At 72.5% G+C, this 25,099-nt stretch carries 23 protein-coding genes and 1 pseudogene; 9 read left to right on the forward strand and 15 right to left on the reverse strand.

Going from position 1 to position 25,099, the window contains the following annotated elements:
* Positions 1 to 150: 150 nt before the first annotated feature.
* Positions 151 to 831, forward strand: a complete 681-nt coding sequence (locus tag ODJ79_RS18220; protein WP_411267345.1) for a Crp/Fnr family transcriptional regulator — start codon at positions 151 to 153, stop codon at positions 829 to 831.
* On the opposite strand, the gene ODJ79_RS18225 is transcribed toward ODJ79_RS18220, so the two are convergent.
* The gene (locus tag ODJ79_RS18225; protein ID WP_263024678.1) at positions 782 to 1,522 is read right to left on the reverse strand and encodes a lysophospholipid acyltransferase family protein; all 741 of its coding nucleotides are present in this window, start codon (positions 1,520 to 1,522) and stop codon (positions 782 to 784) included. The genes ODJ79_RS18220 and ODJ79_RS18225 overlap by 50 nt on opposite strands.
* 162 nt (positions 1,523 to 1,684) lie before the next feature.
* On the opposite strand from ODJ79_RS18225, the gene ODJ79_RS18230 reads away from it, so the two are divergent.
* Together ODJ79_RS18230 and ODJ79_RS18235 are read left to right on the forward strand one after the other, a co-directional pair.
* Positions 1,685 to 2,470 (forward strand): DUF308 domain-containing protein, encoded by a 786-nt coding sequence (locus ODJ79_RS18230; protein ID WP_263024679.1) that lies wholly within the window; start codon positions 1,685 to 1,687, stop codon positions 2,468 to 2,470.
* Between the two features lie 112 nt (positions 2,471 to 2,582).
* Complete coding sequence (locus ODJ79_RS18235) at positions 2,583 to 4,019, forward strand: trehalose-6-phosphate synthase (RefSeq protein ID WP_263024680.1); 1,437 nt, start codon at positions 2,583 to 2,585, stop codon at positions 4,017 to 4,019.
* Here ODJ79_RS18235 and ODJ79_RS18240 read toward each other — a convergent pair.
* From ODJ79_RS18240 to ODJ79_RS18255, 4 genes are all read right to left on the reverse strand, one after another.
* A complete protein-coding gene (locus ODJ79_RS18240; RefSeq protein ID WP_263024681.1) occupies positions 4,005 to 4,775 on the reverse strand; it encodes an alpha/beta hydrolase in 771 nt (256 codons plus the stop codon). The two genes, ODJ79_RS18235 and ODJ79_RS18240, sit on opposite strands and share 15 nt — an antisense overlap.
* Positions 4,772 to 6,115, reverse strand: coding sequence for a flavin-containing monooxygenase (locus ODJ79_RS18245; RefSeq protein WP_263024682.1), 1,344 nt, complete (start codon positions 6,113 to 6,115; stop codon positions 4,772 to 4,774). The genes ODJ79_RS18240 and ODJ79_RS18245 overlap by 4 nt, the downstream gene beginning before the upstream one ends.
* 79 nt (positions 6,116 to 6,194) lie before the next feature.
* Positions 6,195 to 6,839, reverse strand: coding sequence for an endonuclease/exonuclease/phosphatase family protein (locus tag ODJ79_RS18250; RefSeq protein ID WP_263024817.1), 645 nt, complete (start codon positions 6,837 to 6,839; stop codon positions 6,195 to 6,197).
* Positions 6,840 to 6,890: 51 nt separating this feature from the next.
* On the reverse strand, positions 6,891 to 7,841 hold the full coding sequence (locus ODJ79_RS18255; RefSeq protein ID WP_263024683.1) for an ROK family glucokinase: 951 nt from the start codon (positions 7,839 to 7,841) through the stop codon (positions 6,891 to 6,893).
* Positions 7,842 to 8,891: 1,050 nt separating this feature from the next.
* Between ODJ79_RS18255 and ODJ79_RS18260 the strand changes: the two genes are divergently transcribed.
* Positions 8,892 to 9,290: a hypothetical protein gene (locus ODJ79_RS18260; protein ID WP_263024684.1), complete on the forward strand. Its 399-nt coding sequence runs from the start codon at positions 8,892 to 8,894 to the stop codon at positions 9,288 to 9,290.
* On the opposite strand, the gene ODJ79_RS18265 is transcribed toward ODJ79_RS18260, so the two are convergent.
* Positions 9,287 to 9,739, reverse strand: a complete 453-nt coding sequence (locus tag ODJ79_RS18265; protein ID WP_263024685.1) for an SRPBCC family protein — start codon at positions 9,737 to 9,739, stop codon at positions 9,287 to 9,289. The two genes, ODJ79_RS18260 and ODJ79_RS18265, sit on opposite strands and share 4 nt — an antisense overlap.
* An 81-nt stretch (positions 9,740 to 9,820) precedes the next feature.
* On the opposite strand from ODJ79_RS18265, the gene ODJ79_RS18270 reads away from it, so the two are divergent.
* Positions 9,821 to 11,509 (forward strand): GAF domain-containing sensor histidine kinase, encoded by a 1,689-nt coding sequence (locus ODJ79_RS18270; RefSeq protein ID WP_411267338.1) that lies wholly within the window; start codon positions 9,821 to 9,823, stop codon positions 11,507 to 11,509.
* A gap of 7 nt (positions 11,510 to 11,516) precedes the next feature.
* Entirely contained in the window at positions 11,517 to 12,185 is a 669-nt protein-coding gene (locus tag ODJ79_RS18275) for a response regulator (protein WP_263024686.1), read from the forward strand.
* A 4-nt stretch (positions 12,186 to 12,189) separates the two neighbouring features.
* On the opposite strand, the gene ODJ79_RS18280 is transcribed toward ODJ79_RS18275, so the two are convergent.
* Both ODJ79_RS18280 and ODJ79_RS18285 read right to left on the reverse strand, forming a co-directional pair.
* Entirely contained in the window at positions 12,190 to 12,600 is a 411-nt protein-coding gene (locus tag ODJ79_RS18280; RefSeq protein ID WP_263024687.1) for a DUF4395 domain-containing protein, read from the reverse strand.
* 45 nt (positions 12,601 to 12,645) lie between these two features.
* Positions 12,646 to 13,155 (reverse strand): MarR family winged helix-turn-helix transcriptional regulator, encoded by a 510-nt coding sequence (locus ODJ79_RS18285; RefSeq protein ID WP_263024688.1) that lies wholly within the window; start codon positions 13,153 to 13,155, stop codon positions 12,646 to 12,648.
* Between the two features lie 67 nt (positions 13,156 to 13,222).
* On the opposite strand from ODJ79_RS18285, the gene ODJ79_RS18290 reads away from it, so the two are divergent.
* Positions 13,223 to 14,452: an MFS transporter gene (locus ODJ79_RS18290; RefSeq protein ID WP_263024689.1), complete on the forward strand. Its 1,230-nt coding sequence runs from the start codon at positions 13,223 to 13,225 to the stop codon at positions 14,450 to 14,452.
* Here the strand turns inward: ODJ79_RS18290 and ODJ79_RS18295 are convergent.
* The 7 genes and pseudogenes from ODJ79_RS18295 to ODJ79_RS18325 form a co-directional block, all read right to left on the reverse strand.
* A complete protein-coding gene (locus tag ODJ79_RS18295; RefSeq protein ID WP_263024819.1) occupies positions 14,449 to 15,141 on the reverse strand; it encodes a thioredoxin family protein in 693 nt (230 codons plus the stop codon). The genes ODJ79_RS18290 and ODJ79_RS18295 overlap by 4 nt on opposite strands.
* 50 nt (positions 15,142 to 15,191) lie before the next feature.
* Positions 15,192 to 15,698: an ATP-binding cassette domain-containing protein gene (locus ODJ79_RS18300; RefSeq protein ID WP_263024820.1), complete on the reverse strand. Its 507-nt coding sequence runs from the start codon at positions 15,696 to 15,698 to the stop codon at positions 15,192 to 15,194.
* Positions 15,699 to 15,798: 100 nt separating this feature from the next.
* Positions 15,799 to 17,103, reverse strand: a pseudogene (locus ODJ79_RS47015) (ATP-binding cassette domain-containing protein); the annotation flags it as partial.
* 100 nt (positions 17,104 to 17,203) lie between these two features.
* Positions 17,204 to 18,331 carry a glycosyltransferase family 4 protein gene (locus ODJ79_RS18310; RefSeq protein ID WP_263024690.1) on the reverse strand — a complete coding sequence of 376 codons (1,128 nt, stop codon included), beginning with the start codon at positions 18,329 to 18,331 and terminating at the stop codon, positions 17,204 to 17,206.
* A complete protein-coding gene (locus ODJ79_RS18315; RefSeq protein WP_263024821.1) occupies positions 18,331 to 19,587 on the reverse strand; it encodes a M48 family metallopeptidase in 1,257 nt (418 codons plus the stop codon). Before ODJ79_RS18315 ends, ODJ79_RS18310 begins: the two co-directional genes overlap by 1 nt.
* A 22-nt stretch (positions 19,588 to 19,609) precedes the next feature.
* Positions 19,610 to 19,828, reverse strand: coding sequence for a hypothetical protein (locus ODJ79_RS18320; protein ID WP_263024691.1), 219 nt, complete (start codon positions 19,826 to 19,828; stop codon positions 19,610 to 19,612).
* Positions 19,829 to 19,907: 79 nt separating this feature from the next.
* Positions 19,908 to 21,293, reverse strand: coding sequence for an NYN domain-containing protein (locus ODJ79_RS18325; protein ID WP_263024692.1), 1,386 nt, complete (start codon positions 21,291 to 21,293; stop codon positions 19,908 to 19,910).
* Positions 21,294 to 21,397: 104 nt separating this feature from the next.
* Between ODJ79_RS18325 and ODJ79_RS18330 the strand changes: the two genes are divergently transcribed.
* Both ODJ79_RS18330 and ODJ79_RS18335 read left to right on the forward strand, forming a co-directional pair.
* Positions 21,398 to 23,182, forward strand: a complete 1,785-nt coding sequence (locus ODJ79_RS18330; RefSeq protein ID WP_263024693.1) for a DEDD exonuclease domain-containing protein — start codon at positions 21,398 to 21,400, stop codon at positions 23,180 to 23,182.
* A gap of 108 nt (positions 23,183 to 23,290) precedes the next feature.
* On the forward strand, positions 23,291 to 25,084 hold the full coding sequence (locus ODJ79_RS18335) for a RelA/SpoT family protein (RefSeq protein WP_263024694.1): 1,794 nt from the start codon (positions 23,291 to 23,293) through the stop codon (positions 25,082 to 25,084).
* Positions 25,085 to 25,099 lie beyond the last annotated feature (15 nt).

The raw sequence follows: 25,099 nt of genomic DNA on the forward strand, positions 1-25,099 counted from the left end.
GTACGAGGCCTCGACGGCTTGCCTACACAGAAATGGCGTAGGAGGGCTGCTGCGTGCTATTAGTGATCGTTCGCGTCGAGGGGCCGACGCCGGCCGGGGTACGTCGACGCGGTCCCCGCCTGGGGGAGGGATAGCGCCGTGGACCATCGCATGCCGGATTCCGGCGACGCGCTGACCGGCGTGGAGATGTTCGCGGGCCTGGAGCCGGATGTGCGGCAACGGGTCATCGCCACCGCGGTTCCACGCACGTATCGCAAAGGTCAGATCATCTTCGTCGAGCACGATCCCGGCGAGTCTCTGATCATCCTGAAGCGCGGCGCCGTCGCGATCTTCCGCACCGCGCCCACGGGGGAGCGCGCGGTGCTGACGGTCGTGCGGCCGCCGGACGTGCTCGGCGAGGTGTCCCTTCTGGACGCCGCGACCCGCAGCGCGTCGGCCGAGGCTATCGAGGACTGCCAGGCGCTGACCCTGTCCCGGGCGGCGTTCATGGATCTCGTGCACTCGAACCCGCGGATCCTGGATGCCGTGATGCGTTCGGTCGGCGCGCTGATCCGCCGGCTCACCGAGCAGAACACCGATCACGTCTTCCTGGACCTGCCCGGCCGGGTGGCCAAGACGCTGGTGCGGCTGGCCGGCGAGAGTCAGGCTCCGATGATCACGATCGAGCTCAACCAGAGCCAGCTCGCCGAGATGGCGGGCGGCTCACGGCAGAGCGTGAACCAGGCGATCGGGTCGTTCGCCAGCCGCGGCTGGCTGCGCACCGAGGGCCGCCGGATCGTGGTCACCGACCTTCCGGCGCTGAGGCGTCGAGCGGGGATGGCTGTTGCGTAGCCCTCGGCGTGGGCGCCTCGACTGACGTCTTCAGCTTGCTGGCGTAGACGTCGACGTACGGGCGGCCGGAGAGCACCATCAGCTCGTACATGATCTCGTCGGTGATCGCCCGCTCGACGAAGCGGTCACCGCGAGAGCTGTCGTAGCGCGAGAAGTCCAGCGGCGACCCGAACCGCATCTTGACCCGCTTGATCTTGGGCACGATGGTGCCGGTGGGCTGGATCTCGTCGGTGTTGAGCAGCGCGACGGGCACCACCCGGGCGCCGCTCTCCAGCGCCAGCCGAGCGACGCCGGTCTTGCCGCGGTAGAGCCGGCCGTCCGGCGAGCGGGTGCCCTCGGGGTAGATGCCCGCGATGCCACCCTCGCGCAGGACGCGCAGCAGCGTGTCCAGCGCCGCCTGGGCGGCCTGGCCACCCGAACGGTCCACCGGGATCGTCCCGGTCGCGAGGAAGAAGTGCCGCATCAGTCGGCCCTTGATCCCCCGGCCGGTGAAGTACTCCGCTTTGGCGACGAACGTCACCCTGCGCGGGACCATCAGGGGTGTGAAGATCGAGTCAGAGAAGGAAAGGTGGTTGCAGGCGAGAATCACCGGGCCGCCGGCGGGCACGTTTTCCAGGCCACGCACGTCGGGCCGGAAGATCATCCGAAGCAGCGGGCCGAGGAGCACGTACTTCAGCAGCCAATAGAACAAGGGTGTCCTTTCGTCGCAGAGAAAGGGTACGGCCTCCGGTCCGGCCCGGAGGGGCGGGCAGGGTAGTCGGATGCGAAGCGGGACGGCGCGCCACAACGCACTCCCGCAACCGGTGCTCGGCGTGTCACCATTCAAGTCACGGTCGGCGAGGGAGTGTGCAGGGTGACAGCGGGTGGCGCCCGCCGCGGCAGGCGGGACAACGGGCTGGACGCGGCCGACTTCGCCGTGGCCGGCGACGTGGATCCGCGCGTCGGTGAGCACCTGCTCGACGTGCTGCAGGCGGCCGGCATCGCGGCATACCTTCAGCCCACGGCCGATCTGAACCCGATCCTGCGGGCCACCACGCTCCCGCCCCGGCCGACCGATCGGTTGTACGTGGACCGCGCCTACCTCGACGCCGCCCGGGCACACCTGCTCAAGGAGACCGGCGGCCAGCCGCCCACCACGCCGGCCGACCCGACCCGCGAGCCCGACATCGAGGCCGAGTGGGCGAAGATCGTGGCCGGCTTCCACACCACGGTCGACCCGACCGTCGCGCCGTGGCCCGCCTCCGAGGACCTGCCGGCCGCGCCCGAGCCGCCGCCGGCCCCGACCGAGCCGGTCCAGCACAACCGGCGGCGTACCGACAAGCCGGCCGAGCCGACGGTGCTGGAAAACTTCGACGCGTTCGACGCGGACCTCGACGAGGACGACGACGAGGACGAGGACCGCTTCATCCCGCCGCCCCCGCCGCCGCTGCCGCACTTCTCCAAGTACGCGGTGATCAGCGTGCTCGCCGTGCTGGTCGGCTTCGTGCTGTTCCTGTTCCCCAACCTGCTCCCGATCGACCGCAACTACGTCATCACGCTGGGCTTCGCGGCCATCGTCTCCGGCGCGGTGATGCTGGTCTGGCGGCTGCGGTCGGGCGATGACGACGAGGACGACTTCGACGACGGCGCGGTCGTCTGAGACCGAGCGGCGTGGTGCGTCCGCCGCAGTGATTCTGCGCCCCGTGTGCCGTCTCCTGTCGAATTGACCACTGTCGGTGTAGCTGACTGCGGGGTTCCGGTAACCTACGGTGATGCGCCAGAGCTCGTTGGTCGTGGTCGCCAACCGTCTCCCGCTCGATGACAACGCCGCTCCCGATGGCGCCTGCGAGTGGCGGCGCAGCCCGGGCGGCCTGGCAAGCGCGCTGCACGCGATCCTGGAGAGCACCCCGGCCACCTGGGTCGGCTGGGGCGGCGGGGTCGGCTCGGCGCCCGCCCTGCCCGACATCGGCACGCTGCGGCTGCGCCCGATGCCGCTCACCGAGGACGAGCTACGGGGCTACTACGAGGGCTTCGCCAACTCGACGCTCTGGCCGCTCTACCACGACGCCGTCGAGCAGCCCGTCTTCGACCGGGGCTGGTGGGAGACGTACCGCTCGGTGAACCGCCGCTTCGCCGAGGCCGCCGCCGAGGTGGCCGAGCCCGGCGCCGCGGTCTGGGTGCAGGACTACCACCTCCAGCTCGTCCCGCAACTGCTGCGCGACCTGCGGCCGGACGTGCTGATCGGCTTCTTCATGCACGTGCCGTTCCCGCCGCCGGAACTGTTCATGCAACTCCCCCGCCGGACCGAGCTGGTGCGCGGGATGCTCGGCGCCGACCTGGTCGGCTTCCAGCGGGAGCAGGCCGCGCACAACCTCGCCCAGCTGGCCGAGAAGCTGGTCGCCGCCGAGTACACCGAGAACACCATCCGGGTCGACGGCCGGGTGGTCCGGACCGGCGCCTTCCCGGTCTCGATCGACGTGACCGAGATGGAGTCGCTCTCCGCCCGGCCGTACGTGCGCAACCAGGCCCACAAGCTGCGGCACGACCTCGGCGCGCACAAGAAGGTGCTGCTCTCGGTCGACCGGCTGGACTACACCAAGGGCATCGAGCACCGCCTCACCGCGTACAGCGAGCTGCTGCGGGACGGGCGATTGAAGGTGCACGACACGGTGATGGTGCAGGTGGCGGTGCCGAGCCGGGAGCGGGTGGAGAGCTACCGCGGGTTGAAGGACCGGATCGAGAGCGAGGTCGGCCGGATCAACGGCGAGTACGGCCGGGTCGGCGAGCCCGCCATCCACTACCTGAACCAGCCGTTCGACCGGGCCGACCTGGCCGCGCTCTACCAGACCGCGGACGTCATGGTGGTGACCCCGCTGCGGGACGGGATGAACCTGGTGGCCAAGGAGTTCGTGGCGGCCCGCGGCAACGACACCGGCGCGCTGGTGCTCAGCGAGTTCGCCGGGGCGGCCGCCGAGCTGGAGGACGCGTTCCTGGTGAACCCGCACGATCTGGACGGGCTCAAGGAGACGCTGCTGAGAGCGCTCGACGCCGACCCGGCCGACCTGGCCCGGCGGATGTCGGCAATGCGGGCGCACATCACCGACCACGACATCCACGCCTGGGCCCGGGCGTACCTGACGGCCCTCGACCACACCGGCCGCCTCGCCCAGCACCTGCCTCGGCAGCGGCGGTCGCTAGCGCGGCGCTGACAGCTGCTTGGTCAGCCAGTCGAGGATCGCGTCGATGGGCTCGGCCCAGCCGGCGTCCAGCATCAGGTCGTGACCCATGCCGGGGAACAGCAGCGGCGCCCCGCCGTACTCCGCCGCCGTCCTGTCGAGCGTCTTCCGGGGCACGATCCGGTCGTCGGGCGATCCGATGACGAGCACCGGCGGGTCGCCCACCGGACTGGTCAGATTTTTCGGAATTGTCAGACGGCGGCCGAAGGTCATGCGCTCCCGATAGGCGTCGGCCTCCTCGACCGGGAGCTCGGCGCTGAACAGCTGACGGCGGTTGAGCCGCCATTTTCCGGCGAAGAGCGCGGGCAGCGTACCCACCGGATTGGTTTTGAAGGAAGCCCACCGGCTCGGCGCCGGCGCGGCCAGGACCGCCGCCCGGGCCGGGTAACGACCGAGGGCCCGGGAGACCACCGGCGCACCCTCGCCGTGGCCGATCAGGACCGCCTGCGTGGGCAGCGAGGCGGCCACCTGGACGACGTCGTGGACGTGGGCGCGCAGATCGCCTTGCTCGCGCGGGGTCAGCGCGTACGCCGGAAAACCCCGCTGTGCCGCGTGGCCCAGCCAGCGCTCGGCAAACGCCCAGGCGCCATGGCGTGGGCCGCAGACGAACAGCAGCGGCGGCTGCTCTGCGTCCGCTTCGCCGTCGACGACCAGGCGGGACACGACCTCGCGCTCGACCGGCGGCACCGGCGAGATCCAGTCGTCGAAACGCAGCAGCCGATCGCTCACTTGACCGGCTCCATCTCGCGCAGCAGACCGTCCACGGCCTTGAGGTAGGCGACGTGGTCCACCTCGAACCAGTGCCGGCGGGTCGGCACCACCTGGCGACGCGACCAGCTGCGGACCGGGCGGCCCGACTCCTTCTGCTGCACCGCGGCGGCGCGGGCCGGGTCCTCCCGGCGCAGGCGCAGCCAGCGGGCCACCGCCACACTCTGCCAGTGTGCGAGCGGGAGCAGCCCGGCGTCCGGCTGGAGCAGGCCGATCACGGCCAGCGTCGGGTGCTTGCGGGCGAACGCGTGCAGGTGCAGGTCGGGCCGGCCGTCCGCCTCGCTGTCCAGCAGTTCGGGGGCGAGGAACTCGAAGCGCGGCAGGTATCCGGTCGCGGTGATCACCAGGTCGGGGTCGATGCGGCGGCCGTCGGCCAGCTCGACCTTGCCGTCGACGTACCGGGTCACGTCCGGCACCGGCTTGATCCGGCCGTGGCCCAGGTAGTACGGCAGCTGCGAATTGACGATCGGGTGACTTTCGTACGGGCGGTGGTCGGGCGCGGGCACGCCGAACCGGGTCAGGTCCCCGGTCGTCAGCGCCAGCGTGCGGCGATACAGCCACTGCCGCAGGCGCAGCGGCAGCCGCCACCTCAGCAGGCGGTCGTTGACCTGGTCGGCCGGGCGGCCGAGGACGTACTTGGGGGCATACCAGTAGCCGCGCCGGGTCGAGTGCCAGACCGTGGCGGCCTGCTGGGCGGCCTCGACCGCGATGTCGCAGCCGGTGTTGCCCCCGCCGATCACCAGCACCTTGCGGTTGCGCAGCTGGGCCGGGTCCTTGTATTGCGCCGAGTGGATGACCTGGCCGCGGAACTCGCCCGGGATCTCCGGCTTGGCCGGCGCCCAGTTGTGCCCGTTGGCGGCGATCACCGCGGCGTAGCGCTGGGTGCGGGACGAGCCGCCGCCGGTCGACTGGGTGGTCACGTCCCACCGGCCGTCGCCGACCGGGACGCAGGACACCACCTCGGTGCCGAACCAGATGGCGTCGGCCAGCCCGAAGTGCTTGGCGTAGCGCTCCAGATAGGACAGCAGCTGGCTGTGGTGCGGGTAGTCGGGCCAGCTGTCCGGCATCGGGAAATCCGGGAACTCGGTGAGCGGCCGGGACGAGATCAGATGGGTGGCCGCATACACCGGGCTGCGGTCGTGCCGCCAGTTCCAGGCGCCGCCGACCGACGTCTCGCGCTCGTAGCAGTCGACGGCGAAACCGTTCTCGCGCAGATTCTTGATCGCGGCGAGACCGCTGGCGCCGGCGCCGATGACGCACACCGCGTCCCGACGGTCGGCGATGTCCGGAGTGTCGTGCACGCGGGGATACTGCCAGAACTTGACCCCTACGCGGAAGCCATCCGACCGCCCCACCCACCGCCCTTGACCGGACTGAAGGCTAGATCCTCAAATCGGCCAGAACAGGAAGATGATCACTGGCCCGGCGGGCCAGATCGCTCTCCACCACCTCGTACTTCTCGACCGTGATGTCCGGCGTCACGAACAGGCCGTCGATGAGCCGGGCCGGCAGCGTCGCCGGAAAGGTGAACCGGCCGGCCGCCGAGGAGACCAGCCCGTCCTCGACCGTCCGCCAGGCGCCACCGCCCGGCCCCTCGTTCAGATCACCGGCGGCGATCACCGGGCCCTCGATCGCGTCCAGGGCGTCCTTCCAGAGCATGGCCTGGGCCGGCCGCTCGGCCGGATCGGTGGCCAGGTGCGAGCCGGAGACGGTGAACCGGCCGCCGCGCACCGAGCCGCGCATGAACGCGGCGCCGCGCATGTGCCGTCCCGGGGTCAGCGGGAACCGCATGCACCACGTCTCGTGCACCTTGACCCGCATGCTCACCAGCACCAGGTTGCCGAGGGCGGGCAGACCACCGGCCGCCACCACCAGCCCGGCGTCGTCGGCGAGCGCCGCGCACTTGTGCCGCCAGCGGAACCGTCGCGGCGCCTCCTGCACCACCAGCACGTCCGGGGCGAGCTCGCGGACCAGCTCGATCAGCGCCGGCCGGTCGTCGCTCAGGCCGTGCACGTTGTAGCTCATCACCCGCAGCGGCACCCCGGACACCGTTGTCCCTTTCTCGCGTGGCTCGACTCAGATCCGCCGGGCCAGGTCGGCCGCGCCGACCACGCCGGCCGTGTTGCCGGTCTCGGCGGCCACCACCTCGGCGACCGGGAACCGGCCGCGCTGCTTGAGCTGATCCCGGTACGTCGTCTGGGTCGGGGTCATCAGCAACTCCCCCGCGTCGACCACGCCGCCGCCGACCACCAGGATCTGCGGGTCGAGGGCCTGCGCGAGGTCGGCCATCGCGACGCCGAGCCAGTAGCCGATCTGCGCGAACGCGTCCCGGGCCACACCGTCGCCGATGCGCGCCGCCTCGGTGATCTGCCGGCCCGAGATCGCCAGCGGGTCGCCGCCGGCCATCTCGAGCAACTGCCGGGCCCGCTCGGGCTCCTGCCGTGCGCCGGCCCGGGCGAACCGGACCAGGGCGTTGCCGCTCGCGTACTGCTCGAGGCAGCCGAGCCGGCCGCAGCCGCAGGGGTGGCCGTCCGGCACCGACTGGATGTGGCCGAGCTCGCCGGCGATGCCGTTGGCGCCCCGCCACAGCTTGCCGTTGAGCACGATGCCGCCGCCGATCCCGGTACCCACGGTGATCATGACCATCGAGTCGTCGGCGTGCCGGGCCACCCCGAACCGGAACTCGGCCCAGGCCGCGACGTTCGCGTCGTTCTCCAGCACGGTGGGCAGGCCGACGGCCTTCGCCACGTAGTCGCGCAGCGGCTCGTCCCGCCAGGCCAGGTTGGGCGCGAACAGCACGGTGGCGCCGGGGGCGTCGATCCACGCGGCCGCGCCGATGCCGATCGCGGTGGCCTGCGGGTACTGCCTGGCCAGCTCGGCGGCCACCTCGACGATGGTGTCCCGGGTACCGGCCGGGTCCTCGGCGGGCGTGTCGCGGCGATTCGACGCCAGCACGGTGCCGTGCTCGTCCACCACCCCACCGGCCACCTTGGTGCCGCCGACGTCGACTCCGATGGTCAGCGTCACGCCTTCTCCTCTACCTGCTCGAACTCACGCCGTGCCGTCGCCGACCGCATCGTCGCGTTCCGTGACACCCGGGCCATCATGATCCACCGTCGGGGGTTCCACCCCATCGCCATCGCCCGCGTCGGCGGTGGCAGCGGCCCATACATCAAACCCTCGAGGGTTACGCGAAGAGCGCCCGCCCCCACCCTCGGTGGCCAGGATCTCCCCGGACCGGCTCGGCCCCGCACTCGCACCCGTCCCGGCCGCCGATCCCGAGGCCGCGCCGCCCCTGCCGGACCGGTCACCGGTGCGCGACGCGCGGGCCTTCCCGGCCGCGGACCCCCCGGCCGCACCGGTCGCGTCGCCGGTGGGCGCCGTGCGCGCCTTCCTGGCCGCGGATCCCCCAGCCGCACCGGTCGCGTCGCCGGTGGGTGCCGTGCGCGCCTTCCCGGCCGCACCGCCCGCGCCGCTGGACGCCGTGCGCGCCTTCCCGGCCGCAGGCCCCCCGGCCGCACCGGACGGGTCGCCGGCCGATGCCGTGCGCGCCTTCGCGGCCGCGGCCGCCGCCGCGGCTTCCGCCACGCGCTGGGCCGCCTCGGCCGCCGCGGTACGTGCCCTGGCTGCTGCCTCGCGTCGAGCCTTCGCCGCCGCATGCGCCTGCTCGGCCGCCGCCTGCCGTGCGGCCTCCGCGGCCGCGTGCTCCTCGGCGACCTCGGCCGCCGACGCCGCCGACGCCGCTGCCCACGGGTCCGCGTCCGGCGACCGATTTTCCGGATTTATCCAGGAATTGCCGGTTGAGTCCGTTCGGCGGGTCGCGGCCGACCACGCCTCATCCGGAGACGGCGAAGGTGAGCGAGCGGGCGGCGGAGCCGGCCTGGATGCCCGCCTCGGCCGGTCGCCCGCGAGGCCGGAAAGCCCACGCATGATCCCCGCGAGCCCGGTGGCGATGTCGCCGGCGCTGGTCGCGATCCGCACCGCCGTCGCGGGGCTGGGGTCGCGCACCGCCGCGATCGCCCGGCACAGCGGGCACACACAGCACTCCGCGCTCCCGGTGGCCCAGCCGCCGCCCGAATGCCACGCGCCGGCTCCCGGCCGATGCTCGCCCGCACCGGGCCTGCGCTCACCCGCGGCCGGCTCGAACCCGCCCGCACCCGGCCGACGCTCGCCCGCACCGTGCTCGCGCTCGTCTGCCGCGCCCGGCCCGCGCTCGCCCGGCCCGCGGTCGTCTGCTGCGCCCGGCCGGCGCTCGCCCGCGCCCGGCCCGTGCTCGTCTGCTGCACCCCGCCCGCGGTCGCCCGCGCCCGACCGGTGCTCGCCTCCCGCGACGTGACCGACCGCGTCCCCGACCGCGTCACGGACGGACTCGGCGATGCCGCTCAGTCCCGCGGTGTCGGCCACTGCCATCAGGGCGGCGACCAGCCGTTCCGCCTCCTCCCGCGCCGAACTCGGCATCGCACCCACCCTGCCTAACTCGCCAGAAGGCTCTCGACCCGGCGCTTGAGCTGCTTCAACGCCGTATCCATGATGATCTTTTCGGCCTTGCGGCGGAACATGCCGAGCATGCCGATGGAGAGCTCGACCTCGAGCGAATAGGTCACCGTGGTGGTGCCGTCGCCGTTGTCGGCGAGGTCGTAGGAGCCCTCCTGGGACTTCTGCGTCTTGGACGGCTCGACCAGGTGCCACTCGATGCGGGTCAGGTCCTCGGCATATGCGTACTCGAGGGTGTAGTCGTCGGCCATCACCGCGGCGTCGATCACGAACCGGACACGCGCCGCATAGCCGTCCTCATACTCCTCGAGGACCTCGATCTGCTTGAGCGCGTCGACCCACTCGGGATAGCGCGGGAAGTCGCAGATCACCGCCGCCACGCGGTCAACGGGCGCATGAACCTGGATCGACTGCGTCGAGGTGTCCGCCATGCACGGAGGCTACCGCGTCGCTATGACAATCCCGATGACCGGGCCGAGCCGTATCTTGCAGCGGCGACTACCATCCGTCAGGTGCCGGTGCTTGCCAGTGTTTCCGCGCGTGTCCAGCCGCTCGCCGTAACCGCGCGCGTCATCATGCTGGTGCTGATCGCCGCCCTCACCCTGATCGTGACCCGGGACCCCGCGCAGCTGCGCTGGATCGCGCTGCTGGTGGTCGCCGCGCTGCCCGCGTTCCTCGCGCCGGATCACCGCGTGCTCGCGCCGCTGGGCCGGTTCGCCGAGGTGGCGATCGTCGGGCTGGCCGCGGGCTCGGTCGCGGCCGCCGCCGACCGCACCGGCACGCTGCCCGCCGGCTTCGGCGCCTGGGCGGTCCTGCCCTACCTGGTGGTCCCGCTGCTCTCCGCGGCGCTGCGCCGGCGATCGACCGAGGGCGCCGCGCTGCTCGGGGTCGCGGCCGTCTCGATGGTGGCCGGCGGCGTGCTGCTCGGCGAGGTCAGCCCGATCACCCAGCCCGGCTTCCTGGCGGCCTGTGGGCAGTGGCTGGTGCTCGGCGCGATCGTCACGTTCGCGGCCGACGCCATGCGCCAGCTCATGCAGCCGGCCGAGCCGACCCCCCAGCCGTACGCGGAGGCCACCCGCCTGCTCACCCAGCTGCGCAGCGTCGCCCGCTCGCTGCCGGGGGCCACTCTGGACCCGGGCGGCATCTCCGAGCACCTGCTCGAGGAGCTGCGCATGGTCGCCGCCGCCGACCGCGCCGCCGTGCTGTCCACCAGCGGCGGCGGCCGGCTCGTCGTGCTCGCCCAGACCGGCGCCGACCGGGTCGACTGGGAGACGACGCTCGACTCCGACTCGGCGATCGCCGACGCCTGGGCCACCCAGCAGCCGCAGGTGGCCAACCGCTCGCAGGGCCGGTCGAGCCGCCGGGGCGAGGTCTCGTCGCTGGTCGTCCCGCTGGTCGCGGGCGTACGGACGATCGGGCTGGTGATCCTGGAGGCGGATGTCTCCAACGCGTACCCCTCGTCGGTGGTCTTCGATGTCACCGGGGTGACCGAGCCGGCCGCCATCCGGCTCGAGGCCGCCCTGCTCTTCGACGACGTGCGCTCGCTGGCCACCAATGAGGAGCGTCAGCGCCTCGCCCGCGAGATCCACGACGGCGTCGCGCAGGAGCTCGTGATGGTCGGCTACGGCATCGACAACGCGCAGGCGACGCTGCCGGAGGGCGCCGAGGAGACCGCCGAGGAGCTGCGCACCCTGCGCAACGAGGTCACCCGGGTCATCACCGAGCTGCGGCTGAGCCTGTTCGAGCTGCGCTCCGAGGTGGACCGCAACGGCGGTCTGGCCGCCGCGATCGCGGAGTACGCGCGCACCCTGGGCACCTCGGCGGGCCTGCGGGTGCACTTCACCTTCGACGAGTCCACCGCGCGGCTGCCCGCCGCGACCGAGGCCGAGCTGCTGCGCATCGCCCAGGAGGCAATCACCAACGCGCGTAAGCACGCCGGAGCCTCTAATCTGTGGGTTACCTGCACCGTGGACCCGCCGTACGCGGAGATCGAGGTCTCCGATGACGGCAAGGGCTTCGCCGACGACCGCCCGGACGGTCGTTACGGCCTGACGATCATGGCCGAGCGTGCGGAACGGATCCGGGGCCGATTGAAAATCACGCCGCGACACCCCAGCGGGACTACCGTTGCCGTAGTGCTTGGATCGCCGGGGAAGCGCGATAGCGTGCGGGATAGCGTTTCCGCTCCAGAAGGGGAGTAACCCAGGCATGTCGACCAGTCCTGCGCCGACCGGGCGCACCAAGGTTCTCCTTGTCGACGATCACGACCTGATTCGTAAGGGGCTGCGACACGCATTCGAGCGCGACCGGCAGTTCGAGGTCGTCGGTGAGGCGGCCACGGCGGCCGAGGCGGTGCGCCAGGCGGGCGCCCTCCAGCCCGACGTTGTGATCATGGATCTACGGCTGCCCGACGGCAGCGGCCTCGAGGCGACCAAGGCGCTGCGGAAGAACAACGCCAACATGGGCATCGTGGTCCTCACCATGTACGCTGGCGACGACCAGCTGTTCGGCGCGCTCGAGGCAGGGGCGAGCGCCTTCGTGCCCAAGACCGCGCCCGCCGACGAGGTGGTGGCGGCCGCCCGGCACGCCGCCTCGGCGCCCAGCGCGTTCACCGCGGCCGACCTGGCCGAGGCGATGAAGCGCCGGCTCGCCCCGTCCGGCCCGCAGCTCTCCCCGCGCGAGGGTCAGGTGCTGCGTCTGCTCGCCGACGGCATGAGCGTGGCCGGCATCGCCAAGCAGCTGTTCGTCTCGGAGTCGACCGCCAAGACCCACATCTCGAAGCTGTACGAGAAGCTGGGCGCGGCAAACCGGGCGCAGGCGCTGATGACGGCGCTGCGGCTCGGGCTGCTGGAGGCGCCGGACGCCCCGAAGTTCTAGTCGATCAGGCGGCGGTGCGAAGCCGCCTGATCAGCAGGTAGGCCTCGCAGCCCAGGCAGAGGCCGAAGGCCGCGTTCAGGAATGCCGCGAGCAGACCGAACGCGGTAAACACCACGCCCAGCGCGGTCAGCCCGGTGAGGTATCCGACCGTGGCCACGGCCAGGAAGGTGAACCCGACGGTCTGGGCGAAACGGACCGGGGCGGCGGGTTCGCGCTCGGCCGGCGGACCGAGGCGCGGCAAGATCAAAGCGCGATAGAGGTACGCGTAGGGGCCCTTCCGCGGGTCGAGGGCCGTGATCGCGAAGACGACGGTCTGGGCAAGGGCCAGCCATCCCCACCCGGTGGCCAGCACCACGATCAGGACGGTGCTGGTCAGCGTGGCGGCGAAGCGCTGACCACGGGGGTCGAGTTCCATGTCTGACAGTAAAGACGAGTGTCCGCCCAATCTCTACTGAGCCCATCAGCTTTCGAGAGATCTCACAATTTTCCGCAGCAGGCCGTTGAGCTGCACCAACTCGTCGTACGTCAGGGCTGCCAGCAACTGCTGATCGCGCTGCATGCCCTCGGAAATATGCGTGTCCCACGCCTCGCGACCGCGGGCCGTGGGCCGCACCAGCACTCGCCGCCGGTCGGTCGGGTCGACCTCGCGGGTCACCAGGCCGGCCGCGACCAGCCGGTCGAGGCGGCTGGTCATCGCCGCCCGGGTCACGTGCGCGGCCTCGGCGAGCTGCGCCGGCGTCGCCTCGGTCGGGTCGGGCTGCACCATCAGCGCGTGCAGGGTTTTGTAGTCCTCCAGCGTGAAGTCGTCGTTGCCGGCGAAGGCCGCCGCGTCCGCCCGGCGGGCCCATTTCTGGATGTCGTACATCCGCACCAGCGCGCCCTCGATCTCCGGCGCGAACCGGGGGTCGTCCTTCCAGAACGCCGCCCAGCGCGCCACGTGCGCGTCCACCCCGTCCCGCTCGTCCGTCATGCCGCCCATTGTTCCATGGCCGATATTTAGCTTGCTAATAGTTCGACGCCTAATTATTCTACGTTGCATGATCTCCGACTTCCGACTGCTCGCCACCGGCCAGACCCTGTCCTGGATCGGCAACGGCTTCCAGACCGTCGCCCTCGCCGTCGCGATCTTCGGGGCCGGCGGCGGCGCCGGCGATCTCGGCACCGTGATGGCCTGCTCGTTCGCGACGCTGCTGGCCTGCTCGCTGTTCGGCGGCGTCTGGGCCGACCGCCTCCAGCCGCAGCGCGTCATGGTCGTCTCCGACCTGATCCGCCTGCTCGCCGCGGCCGCGATGGCCGTGATGTTCGCCGGCGGCGGCTATCACCTGCCGCTGCTCTGCGCGCTGGTCGCGGTCTCCTCCGGGGCCGGCAGCTTCTTCAACCCGGCGATGACCGCGCTGCGCCCGCTGCTGGTCCCCGCCGATCGCCTGCAGTCGGCCAACGCCACGCTGAGCATGCTGCAGACCGGCAGCTCGGTGGCCGGGCCCGCGATCGGCGGCCTGATCGTCGCCGCGTTCGGCGCCCCGGCCGGCTTCGCGGTGAACGCGGCCAGCTTCCTCGCCTCGATGGCCGCCTGCCTGCTGCTGCGCACCCGGGCCACCCGCGGCCCGCGCTCGCCGATGCTGCACGAGCTGCGGGCCGGCTGGCGCGAGGTCAGCAGCCGCGACTGGCTGATCGGCGGCCTGTTCAGCGCCACCGTCTACCACATCGCGAACGGGGTCATCCTCGTGCTGGTGCAGATGATCGCCGTGCAGCGGCTCGGCGGCGCCCCCGCCGCCGGCTTCATCGCCGCCGCCGAGGGCCTCGGCGGCGTCATCGGCGCGGCGGTCGCGTTGCGCTGGAAACCCCGCCGTTTGCTCCGGGCGGGCTGGCTCACGCTCATGCTGATGCCGATCTGGGCCTTCGCGTACGTGTGGCCCGCCACCCTCGTGGCGGTGCTGGCCGGCGCGGTCATCGGCTGGGCGGGCCTGATCTTCTTCGACGTGGCGTGGGAGACGGCCATCCAGGATCAGGTGCCCCGGGCGGCCCTCGGCCGGGTCGCCTCCTGGGACACGCTGACCTCGTTCCTCGCCATGCCGATCGGCAACGCGCTGGCCGGCCCGCTGTCGGCCCGGTTCGGCGTGCACCCGGTCCTGACCGTCTGCGCCGGGATTCTGCTGGCGTCGGCGGTGTCGCAGCTGCTCATTCCGGGCGTCCGCACGCTGACCCGGGCGGACGCCACGCCCCCGGCACACACCCCACCGGAACTGGTCGAGGCGGCGGCCGCCTAAGACTCGGCGGGCGGCATCAGTTCGCCGATCGCCGCGATCAGCTGCGGCTTGCTCGGCACGCCGGTGGCCCGCTTCGCCACCCGTCCCGCACGGTCCAGGACGAGCAGGGTCGGGGTACGCCAGATGCCCAGCTCGCGGACCTCGTCGAGGTGGCTCTCGGCATCGATCTCGACGTGCTGCACGCGCGGCAGCAGCTCGGCAACCTCGGCGCTGACCCGGCGAACGGCCCGGCAAGGCGCGCAGAACGCCGACGAGAACTGCAGCAGGGTGACCTCCGCCGGGCCGATCCCCAGGCGGTCCAGCAGGCCCGGGGCGAGCCGGGCACCGGCCGCGCTCGGATCCGCCGCCGAGTCCTCGACGACGCCGGGCTGCTCGTCCCGGTCCGGCACCACCGTCCCGGGCTCGACTGCGGCGATCGGGCGGACCGGCGCGGGCCCGGCGGGCGTACCCTGCAGCGCCACGGCCGCCGCGGCCGAGGCCGCCTTGGCCGCGACGGTCGCCGTCGACGCGGGCGCCGAATGGTCGGGCAACTCGACCGCATCGAGGCCGGCCGCCGCCAGGATCTCGGCGCGCCTCTTCCTGTCCTCGGCCTCGTCGCGAATGATGCCGTCGGTGCGCCGCCGCCACAGACCGAATGTCGTGGCGACCAGCAGAACGGCGACGATGACCGCCAAGCCCAGCGGGTCCATGAGAAAACTCTGCCACGAGAATGTTGCGGCGCACCCCGGTGCGACGGGGCTCACGCCGACTGGTACGCGCTGGCCTGCAGGGTGAACAGCTGGGCGTAGATCCCGCCGGTCGCCATCAGCGCCGGATGGTCGCCCTCCTCGACGATCGCGCCGTGGTCCAGCACGTAGATCCGGTCGGCGTCCCGCACGCTCGCCATCCGATGGGTGATCAGCACGACCGTACGGCCCGCCGCCAGCTCCCGCAGCCGCCGATAGACGTCGTGCTCGGCGCGCGCGTCCAGGTTCGCGGTCGGCTCGTCGCAGATCAGCAGCGGCGCATCCCGGTAGAACGCCCGGCTCACCGCGAGCCGCTGCCACTGCCCGCCGGAGAGGTCGGCGCCGTCGGTGAAGTGCCGGGACAGCAGCGTCTCGTACTGCCGGGACAGCTCCATCACGAAGTCGTGCGCGTCCCCGGCCCGGGCCGCGTCGTGCACGGTCTGCAGGGTCACCGCCCGATCGTGCCGGCCGATGGTGATGTTGGCGCGGGCGGAGAGCGGCCACCGGGTCGGCTCCTGCATGACCACGGCGACCCGCTCCCGCAGCGTGTCCGGGTCCAGCCCCGGTCACGTCGTACCCGTCCCAGGTCACGCTCCCCTCCTGCGGGCGGTACAGCCCGGCGATCACGGCGGCGAGCGTGGACTTCCCCGAGCCGTTCTCGCCGACCAGCGCGATCACCTCGCCCTGCCGAAGCGTCAGGCTGATGTCTCGTACGGCCGGATTGTCGGCATCGGGATAGCGGAACGTGACCCGGTCGAGCTTGATCTCCCGGAAGCCGTGGGGTGCGACGCCGCCCGGCGTCGGTTCGGCCCGCAACCGGGACAGCTCGCAGAAGCCCTGGAAGTCGTCGAAGTAGAGGCCCTGCTCGAAGAGCCGGTTCGCGGTGAGGCTGAGCTCGCGGAGCTTCCCGATGCCCATGTTGATCGCGTACGCGGCGGCGCCGCCCGCGGCCAGCTCCATCCGCCCGGTCCAGAGCAACCAGAACAGCACCGCGTACGTGAGGCCGGTCGCGACCGCGCCGAGCGCCGTCCCGATCAGCGAGGTGCGCACCCGCCGGGTGTTGACCCGGATCTCCTCGTCGGTGGAGAGCTGGAGCAGCCGGCGCACCTGGGCGAGCATGAACTCGCGCAGGGTGAAGGCGCGCAGCTCGGGCGCCGGCTCGCGGGCGGCGAGCAGCTCGTAGAGCATCCGCTGCCGCCGCCACAGCGCGATCAGCCGCAGCACCCGGCGGCGCTCGAGCCGCGCGGACCGGACCGCCGCCCAGGTCACCGGCAGCACCGAGAGCACCAGCATGGGCAGCAGGACCGGGTGCAGCACGGCGAGCACGCCGGCCGCGGCGGCGATGCCGACCAGGTCGGTGGCGAGCTCGACGGCCAGGTCGACAAGCTGCTCGGCGGCGTGGATGCCGCGGTCGCGGGCGCGTTCCATGGCGTCCCGCCAGGACGGGTCGTCGAAGGTCGGCAGGTCGACCCGGGTGGTGAGGGTGAGCAGCCGCATCTCGGCGGCCTGGTAGACCTTGGGGGTCAGCCGGCCGTTGGCCGCGGCGGCCGCCGAGGTGAGCGCGCCGCGCAGCGCGGCCGCGCCGATCAGCAGGAGCAGCGAGGGGATGGCGGCCCGCACCCGCTCCGGCGTCGGCCCGGCCGTCAGCAGCCCGTTGAAGACGCCGACCACGCTGATCAGCCCGAGCGCACTCGCGGCGCCGCTCGCGATCTGGAGCACGGCGACGCTCGCGGTGGTGAAGCGGTCGGCCCGCCAGGCGAGCAGCCACGCCTCGCCGAGCAGTTTGGGCAGCCGGCGGACCATCGTCCAGAACGAGGTGTTGGCCGCTTCCTCGGTGCTGGTCAGCCAGTACGGGAGGGCCAGCTCACCCTCTTCGAGCTCGTGCTGGACTTCGTCCTGCGGGGCGGGGGATGTCGCGTCCGGCATCGGAGGCTCCGTTTCGGGGGTCTCTGTGCCCTTCCTACGCCCACCCGCCGGGCGCGTCTATCGGGTTCCGGCGTTCACTCATCCCCTTCACTCATCCCCTTCACTCAGCCTCGAGAAGGCGACTCATCCGCTCGGCCTGCTTCTCCCAGCGCCACTCCTGCTCGACCCAGGCCCGGCCGGCCGCGCCCATCGCCTTCGCCCGGGCCGGATCGGCGAGCAACTCGGTCAGCCGGGCGGCCAGCGCGTCGACATCCCGGCCGCCGACCACGTAGCCGGTCTCGCCCTCGCGCACCGCGTCCGGCGCGCCGCCGGAGTCGCCGCCGACGACCGGCAGCCCGGTGGCCGACGCCTCCAGGTAGACGATGCCGAGCCCCTCCACGTCGAGCCCGGCCGCGCGGGTGCGGCACGGCATCGCGTACACATCGCCGGCCGCATAATGCGCCGGCAGCTCGGCCCACGGCACCGAACCGGTGAAGACCACATCGGACTCGACGCCCTGCTCGCGGGCCAGGCGCTGGAGCTTGGCCCGGTACGGCCCGCCGCTGACCAGCAGCAGCGCCGCGCCGGGCACCCGGCGCCGGATCGCCGGCAGCGCCCGGATCAGCATGTCCTGCCCCTTGCGCGGCACCAGCCGGGAGACGCAGACGATCACCGGGCGGTCGGTGAGGCCGTGCTTGGCGCGGACCGCCGAGCCGTCCACGCCGGGGTGGAACGCCGTCACGTCGACGCCGGGGGCGAGCCGTTGCAGGTCGGTGAGCCCGTGCAGGGCGCGGTCGAGCCGGGTGCGCTGGTACTCCCCCAGGTAGGTCACCACGTCGTTGCCGCGGGCGATGCGCCGCAGCAACTGCCGGGCGCCGGGCAGTGCGGCCCAGCCGATCTCGTGCCCATGGGTGAGCGCGACCGCGCGGGTGATCCCGGCGGTGCGCCGCAGCCCGTCGGCGAGCAGCCCGAGCGGGGCGGCCGCACCGAACCACACCCGGTCGCAGCCGTGCTCCCGGGCCAGCGCCGCGGCCCGCCGGGCCACCCCGGGCGTGGGCAGCAGCACCCCGGTCGGCTCGCGGACGACCTCGAACGGCTGCTCGGCGTCGAACTTCTCGGCGCCCTTCCACGTCGAGGCGTAGACGACGAGCGACCCGGCCGGCTGGCGCACCGCCAGGTTGTGCACGAACTGCTGGATGCCGCCGGGCCGGGGCGGGAAGTCGTTGGTCACCAGCAGGGTGCGGCGCATCAGCGCTCACCCCGGGCGTAGGCGCGGGCGGCGGCCATCCGCTCCACCGTGGACGGATGCGAGGCGGAGATCACGTACTCCCAGGTGGGCGGGTCGGGGTCGGACAGGTTGACCGTGCCCAACCGGCGCTGCATCGCCTCGAAGGTGGCCGGGGCGCCGGTCAGCGCCAGCGCGTGCGCGTCGGCCCGGGCCTCGATGCGGCGCGACACGTACGCCTGGGCCGGGCCGGCCACCAGCCCGGCCAGCGTGACCACGGCGAGCATCAGCCCGATGGCCTGCGGCGAGCCGATCGAGTCGACGTTCGCCAGCCGCAGCAGACCCGACCACGAGCCGAGCAGGAACAGCGCGATCACCGCGGCGGCCGTGCCGAGCGCGCCGAGGACCGTGCCGATCAGCACGTCGTTGTCCTTGGCGTGGCCCAGCTCGTGCGCCACCACCGAGACCACCTCGTCGGGCGCGGCCTCGGTGAGCATGGTGTCGTAGACGACGATGCGCCGGGTCGGGCCCAGCCCGGACACGTACGCGTTGACCGCCCGGGTACGCCGGGACGCGTCGGCCACCAGCACGTCGCGCACCGGCACGCCGTCCCGATCGGCGAGCGCGATCAGCTCGGTCCGCAGCGGGCCGGCCGCCATCGGGGTGAACCTGTTGAACACGGGCTCGACCAGCACCGGCAGCACGAACGACAGCAGCACCACCAGCCCGGCCGCGCCGACCGCGCCGAACGCCCACCACCAGTGCGGCGCGAAGTGGGTGATCGTGTAGAAGCCGAGCAGCGCCACGCCGCCGATGACCGCGCCGACCGCCCACGACTTGAGCAGGTCGACCGTCCAGGAGCCCCAGGACTGGGTGGAGATGCCGTAACGCACCACGATGACGTGCCGCCAGGCCGCGAACGGCAGCGTGCTCACCTCGGCCACCAGCACCACGGCGAGGCCGCCGAGCAGCGCCTGGGCGATCCAGTTGCCGCCGAACGGCCGGCCGGCCTGGGTGACGATCCAGGCGCCGAGCGGGGTGAGCCCGAGCACCAGGGCGACGACCAGGCCGATGGCCATCGCGCCGTACGACCCGGGGCGCAACGCGGCGTGGAACTGCCGGGCCCGGGCGACCTTGTCGGCCGGCAGCGAACCGAGCGCGGCCAGCTGGTCGGCCCGGGGCGCGGGCGGCCGATGCCACGGGATGGACACGGCGGCGAAGACGGCGAGCACCACGAGCAACACAACGAGGGTGCCGACGGCCCAGGCCCGCGACGTCATCATCCGGACAATCCTAGAGAGATCACGCCACGTGACGGCGGGGGAACATCGGCACCACCACCGGTGGCTCCGGGGTGTCCAGAATCTCCACGTCGAAGCCGGCCAGCTCGAACGTCTCGATGGCCCGCAGCTCGCCGGGCGTCAGGTCGGCTATCCCGTCGGGGGTGTCCAGCAGCGCGCTGACCAGGCAACCCCGGCACGCGTCGGACCGACCGGCGCAGCGACCGCAGTCGACGATCATCACTCCTCCTCACCCGGGTGGCCCTGCGACCACCACCGGTGACCGTCACGCTAGGCAAGGGGTACGACAAAAAATCCAATCAACTGCGAGCGAGGCGCCTGAGCAGGGAGTCCGCGCCCATCGGGTAGGCGCCGTGCCGCCGCACGCCGTCCGCGACCTCGCGATCGGACGAGATCACCACGATCGGGCGGCCGGCCGGCTCGGCCCGCACCAACTGCCGGACGAGCTCGTCGGCGGTGTCGCCCTTGCGGGAGAACAGCACCCGGACGCCCCGCGGCGTCGGTGGCAGCCCGTGCACCCGCTCGGCGCCGTCGAAGACCACCGTGACCTCGTCGCCGGTCTGCGCCGCGATCCCGCCCAGCCCGGTGATCAGCCGCTTGCGCTGCTGCTCGAGCGACATCTCGGCGAAACCGCGCTTGGTCACGTTGTATCCGTCCACGATCAGGTGCGCCCGGGGCAGCGCGAGCAACTGGTCGAGCCGGCCGGGGTCGTCGGTGTCCTGCGCGCGGGCCCGGGACCGCTCGGGCGAGCCGGGCCGGTCGGCGGCCGCGTCCGCCACGAAGTCGGCCGGCAGTTTCTCGGACGGGCCGAGGGCCAGCTCGCGGCGCAGCCCCGAGGCGGCCTGCCCGATCGTCTCGACGAGCAGCCAGAGGCGGGCGTCGTCGGCGGCCCGGGCATCCTTGGCGCTCTGCTTGCCGGTGGCGGCCAGCGCCTCCGCCTCGGCCAGGCGCGCCTTCAGCCGGCGTACCTCTGCGTCATGATCGGCCGCGATGCGCGACGCGCGTCCCTTCTCGGTGGCCAGCAGGTCGCTCGCGCGTTTCTGCGCCACCTGCGTCTCGCGCAGGGCCTTGGCGGTGGTCCGCGCCTCCTCGCGCAGGGCGCCCAGCTCCTCGCGGACCCGGGCGAGCTCGTCGCGCAGCTTGTCGGCCTCGACCTTGGCGACCGTCCGGTCGTGCTCGGCGCGCACGGCCCGCTGCTCGGCCTCGCGGATCTGGCTCGCCACGGCGGCGCTGTCGGCCTCGGCCCGGACCGCCTCGCCGGCCCCCTCGATCAGGTCCCGCCAGCCCTCCGGCCGGGTCAGGTAGGCCAGCGCGGCGACCTCGACCGGGTCGGCGGCGGCCGGCGCCATCCCGGCGACCACGGCGGCGCCCAGATCACCCGCCTCGGTGACGATCCGGCCGCTGATCCGCTGCCGGAAGAGCGGATCGGAGGTGAGCTGCGCGGCGATCTCGCGACCGCCCAGCCGAGCCCGGCGATTTGGGGCGAAACGGGCGACCCGTCGCAGCGCCACGGGAATCTCGTCGGCCGGCAGGCCCGGCAGGACCGCCGCGGCGAGAGCGGTGATCCGCTGACGGACCGGCTCGGGAAGGATCGGTTCCGGGACAAATTCCACGTCCTGAGCCAGCTCCGCCGGGACAGCTGCCTCCGCATCGGGGCAGTCGGCGGGAAACGCGGGCTCGGACATCTACCCATTCTCACACCGTGGACCGCAAAAAAGCTTGTCGAAGCAAGCGATCTTTCTCGCCCGGCCCGGCGTTCTTGTCGTACCCCCGCTCTAATCTCCCCGCCGTGGCACAACCCGCATATGTCCAGGGCACTCTGGACACACTTCTCGCCGACCCGGCGGCGCAATCGCTGGCCGAGACCACGTTCGTGGTGCTCGACCTGGAGACGACCGGCGGCGCCGCCGACGGCGCCGGCGTCACCGAGATCGGCGCGGTCAAGGTGCGCGGCGGCGAGGAGCTCGGCGTCTTCGCGACCCTGGTCAATCCCGGCGAGCGGATCCCGGCGTTCATCACCGTCCTGACCGGCATCACCGACGCCATGCTGGCGCCGGCCCCGGCGATCGAGACGGTGCTGCCCAGCCTGCTCGAGTTCCTGCGCGGGTCGGTCCTGGTGGCGCACAACGCGCCGTACGATGTCGGCTTCCTGAAAGCCGCCTGTGCCCGGCACGGCTATCCCTGGCCCAATCCGCGGGTGCTCGACACGGCCGCGCTGGCCCGCCGGGCGCTGACCCGCGACGAGGTGCCCAACCGCAAGCTCGCCACGCTCGCCCACTTCTTCCACGCCGCCGTCCAGCCCACTCACCGCGCGCTCGACGACGCCCGGGCCACGGTCGACGTGCTGCACGGCCTGATCGAGCGGCTGGGCAGCTTCCGGGTGCACACGCTGGGCGACGCGATCGAGTTCGCCAAGGCGGTCACCCCCACCCAGCGCCGCCAGCGGCACCTCGCCGAGGGCCTGCCGCACGTGCCCGGCGTCTACGTGTTCCGGGCCGCCGACGACTGGCCGCTCTACGTCGGCACCTCGAAAGACATCGCCACCCGCGTCCGCAGCTACTTCACCGCGAGCGAGAAACGGGCCCGGATCTCCGAGATGCTCGGCGCCGCCACCCGGGTCGAGGCGGTCGAGTGCGCCCACTCGCTCGAGGCCGAGGTCCGCGAGCTGCGGCTGATCGCGGCACACTCCCCGCCGTACAATCGCCGGTCCAAATATCCCGAGCGGGTGGTGTGGCTGAGGCTCACCGACGAGCCGTACCCGCGCTTGTCGATCGTCCGCCGCCTCACCGACGACGGCTCGGCCCATCTCGGCCCGTTCTCGTCGCGGCGCACCGCCGAGCTGGCCGCCGCCGGGGTCTACGACGCGCTGCCGCTGCGCCAGTGCGGTCACACCCTGTCCATCCGCACGCCCACGCCGGCCTGCGCGCTGGCCGAGCTGGGCAGGTGTCCGGCGCCGTGCGAGCACAAGATCACCCCGGAGCTGTACGCGTCGACGGCCGCCCTGCCGTTCCGCACCGCCATCCACGGCGACCCGGGGATCGTCGTCGCCGCGCTGATGGGCCGCATCGACGCCCTCTCCGAGCACCAGCGCTACGAGGAGGCGGCGGTCCTGCGCAGCCGTCTGATCGCCCTGCTCCGCGCGACCGTCCGGATGCAGCGGCTGTCAGCGCTCACCCGGCTCACCGAGGTGGTCGCCGCCCGCCGGGACACCGTCGGCGGGTGGGAGATCATCGTGGTGCGGCACGGCCGGCTCGCCGCCGCGGCCACCTCGCCGCCCCGCGAGCATCCCCGCCCGACCCTCGACGCGGCCCGGATGACCGCCGAGACGGTCCTACCCGGACCGGGTCCGGTGCCGGCCGCGAGCGCCGAGGAGACCGAGCGGATCCTCGCGTGGCTCGAGCGGCCCGACACCCGGTTGGTGGAAACCTCCGGCGACTGGGTGTCACCGGTTCGTGGCGCCGCGCGGTTCACCGCCCTGCTCAATCGGGCAGAAGCCGCGGCTTCGGGGAAAGACTCGTCCGTTCGCTCATCCGTAACTGACCGTTCGGATGACGCTCGCTCGCTTAGGCTGTAAGGCAGGTGCAATCCCCGTGTTGGTTCGGGTGATTTCACGGTGATTTGCCAGGCGGATCGCTCGGGACCCCTACAAGGCCCGGGCGACCGAGCGGTGAGGGGGTGTCCAGTGGACGTCGACGCCGGCCACGGCGCCGCCCTTGGACGTGCCCTCCCCACGCAAGCGCCCACCAGTGGTTCCCTCTCCCAGCGCCTCCGCTCGTTCCTGAGCTTCCCGGGCAACGACGACGACCCGGTCGTTCGGCTCGCCAAGACCCACCGCGGCATCCACCCCTCCGCCGACGCCGGCGTCCTGCGCCGCGGCTACGCGATCGCGGAAAACATGCACCGCGGCCAGATGCGCAAGTCCGGCGATCCGTACATCACGCACCCGCTCGCCGTCGCCCAGATCTGCGCCGAGCTCGGCATGGACACCACCACCCTGGTCGCCGCCCTGCTGCACGACACGGTGGAGGACACCAGCTACACGCTGGAGGCGCTGCACAGCGACTTCGGCCCCGAGGTGACCCACCTGGTCGACGGCGTGACCAAGTTCGACAAGGCGTTCTACGGCAAGGCGGCCGAGGGCGAGACCATCCGCAAGATGATCGTCGCGGCCGGCAAGGACGTCCGGGTGCTGGTGATCAAGCTCGCCGACCGGCTGCACAACATGCGTACGCTCGATGCCCGCTCCCCCGCGAGCCGCGCCCGGATCGCCACCGCGACCCTCGACGTGCTGGTCCCGCTCTGCGACCGGCTCGGCATCCAGGCCCTCAAGCGCGACCTCGACGACGTGGTGCTCTACCACCTCGAGCCGGAGTCGTACGCGCGCATCGACGACCACGTCCGCAACCGCCCGGGCTGGGACGACTACCTCAACGAGGTCTCCGCGAAGGCCCGCAGCGCGCTGCGCCGCCAGCGAGTATCGGCCGAGGTACGGGCTCGGCCCCGGCACTACTACTCGATCTGGAAGGACACGGTCGCCGGCGACCATCAGGTCCCGTTCGACCTGCCCCGGATCGCGGTGATCGTGGACGGCCCGCCGACCGACTGTTACGCGGCGCTCGGCGCGATCCACGGCCAGTGGCGCCCGGTCGCCGGCCGCTTCAAGGACTTCATCGCCTCCCCGAAGAACAACCTGTACCGCTCGCTCCACACGACCGTCACCGGCCCCGACGGCCGCCTGGTCGAGGTGCTGATCCGCACCGAGACGATGCACCAGTACTCCGAGTACGGCGTCGCCACCAGCTACCGCTATCCGAAGGTCGCCGAGACCCACGACCCGTCCGGCGCCGACCAGCTCTCCTGGCTCAAGCGGGTGCTCGACTGGCAGCAGGACACCACCGACGCCGCCCAGTTCCTCGCCTCGCTGCGGTGCGACCTCGCCGAGGCCCAGATCACCGTCTTCGCCCACGGGCAGGGGTTCGAGCTGCCCAGCGGCTCCACCCCGGTCGACCTGGCGTACGAGCTGAGCCCGGAGACCGGCGACCAGTGCCTGGCCGCCACGATCAACGGCCGCCTCGCCCCGCTGAGCTCGCCGCTGCGCGACGGCGACGTGATCGAGATCTTCGCCGAGTCCGACGGCCACGTCGAGGTCGAGCCGAACGCGCCGCGCGGCCCGCGCAAGGAGTGGCTCGGTTTCGTCAAGTCGAGCACCGCCCAGCTCCAGATCAACAAGTTCTTCGACGACAAGAACGAGCCCGGCATGAGCATCGCCGACAAGGTGCGGCTGGGCCGGGCGACGATCGGGCTGACCCTGCGCAAGCACGACCGGGGCCTGGCCAGCGAGGTGCCGCTGCGCCGGCTCGCCGAGGAGCTGGGCTACCCCGACCTCGAGACGATGCTGGTCGCCGTCTGCGAGCGCACCCTCGAGCCGGACGCCGTGGTCGAGCAGCTCATCGCCCTCGTCGACCACCCGGACTGAGCCACTCGGCGATCG

Source organism: Actinoplanes sp. KI2 (assembly GCF_025630775.1).
Lineage (GTDB): Bacteria > Actinomycetota > Actinomycetes > Mycobacteriales > Micromonosporaceae > Actinoplanes.

What these genes read in the sequence shown, in the direction of transcription:
- ODJ79_RS18220 (WP_411267345.1), top strand. Translation starts at nt 151, where the DNA reads ATGCCGGATTCCGGCGACGCGCTGACCGGCGTGGAGATGTTCGCGGGC.
- ODJ79_RS18235 (WP_263024680.1), top strand. Translation starts at nt 2,583, where the DNA reads ATGCGCCAGAGCTCGTTGGTCGTGGTCGCCAACCGTCTCCCGCTCGAT.
- ODJ79_RS18250 (WP_263024817.1), bottom strand. Translation starts at nt 6,839, where the DNA reads ATGAGCTACAACGTGCACGGCCTGAGCGACGACCGGCCGGCGCTGATC.
- ODJ79_RS18260 (WP_263024684.1), top strand. Translation starts at nt 8,892, where the DNA reads ATGCCACGCGCCGGCTCCCGGCCGATGCTCGCCCGCACCGGGCCTGCG.
- ODJ79_RS18265 (WP_263024685.1), bottom strand. Translation starts at nt 9,739, where the DNA reads ATGGCGGACACCTCGACGCAGTCGATCCAGGTTCATGCGCCCGTTGAC.
- ODJ79_RS18275 (WP_263024686.1), top strand. Translation starts at nt 11,517, where the DNA reads ATGTCGACCAGTCCTGCGCCGACCGGGCGCACCAAGGTTCTCCTTGTC.
- ODJ79_RS18280 (WP_263024687.1), bottom strand. Translation starts at nt 12,600, where the DNA reads ATGGAACTCGACCCCCGTGGTCAGCGCTTCGCCGCCACGCTGACCAGC.
- ODJ79_RS18285 (WP_263024688.1), bottom strand. Translation starts at nt 13,155, where the DNA reads ATGACGGACGAGCGGGACGGGGTGGACGCGCACGTGGCGCGCTGGGCG.
- ODJ79_RS18290 (WP_263024689.1), top strand. Translation starts at nt 13,223, where the DNA reads ATGATCTCCGACTTCCGACTGCTCGCCACCGGCCAGACCCTGTCCTGG.
- ODJ79_RS18295 (WP_263024819.1), bottom strand. Translation starts at nt 15,141, where the DNA reads ATGGACCCGCTGGGCTTGGCGGTCATCGTCGCCGTTCTGCTGGTCGCC.
- ODJ79_RS18300 (WP_263024820.1), bottom strand. Translation starts at nt 15,698, where the DNA reads ATGCAGGAGCCGACCCGGTGGCCGCTCTCCGCCCGCGCCAACATCACC.
- ODJ79_RS18310 (WP_263024690.1), bottom strand. Translation starts at nt 18,331, where the DNA reads ATGCGCCGCACCCTGCTGGTGACCAACGACTTCCCGCCCCGGCCCGGC.
- ODJ79_RS18315 (WP_263024821.1), bottom strand. Translation starts at nt 19,587, where the DNA reads ATGACGTCGCGGGCCTGGGCCGTCGGCACCCTCGTTGTGTTGCTCGTG.
- ODJ79_RS18320 (WP_263024691.1), bottom strand. Translation starts at nt 19,828, where the DNA reads ATGATCGTCGACTGCGGTCGCTGCGCCGGTCGGTCCGACGCGTGCCGG.
- ODJ79_RS18325 (WP_263024692.1), bottom strand. Translation starts at nt 21,293, where the DNA reads ATGTCCGAGCCCGCGTTTCCCGCCGACTGCCCCGATGCGGAGGCAGCT.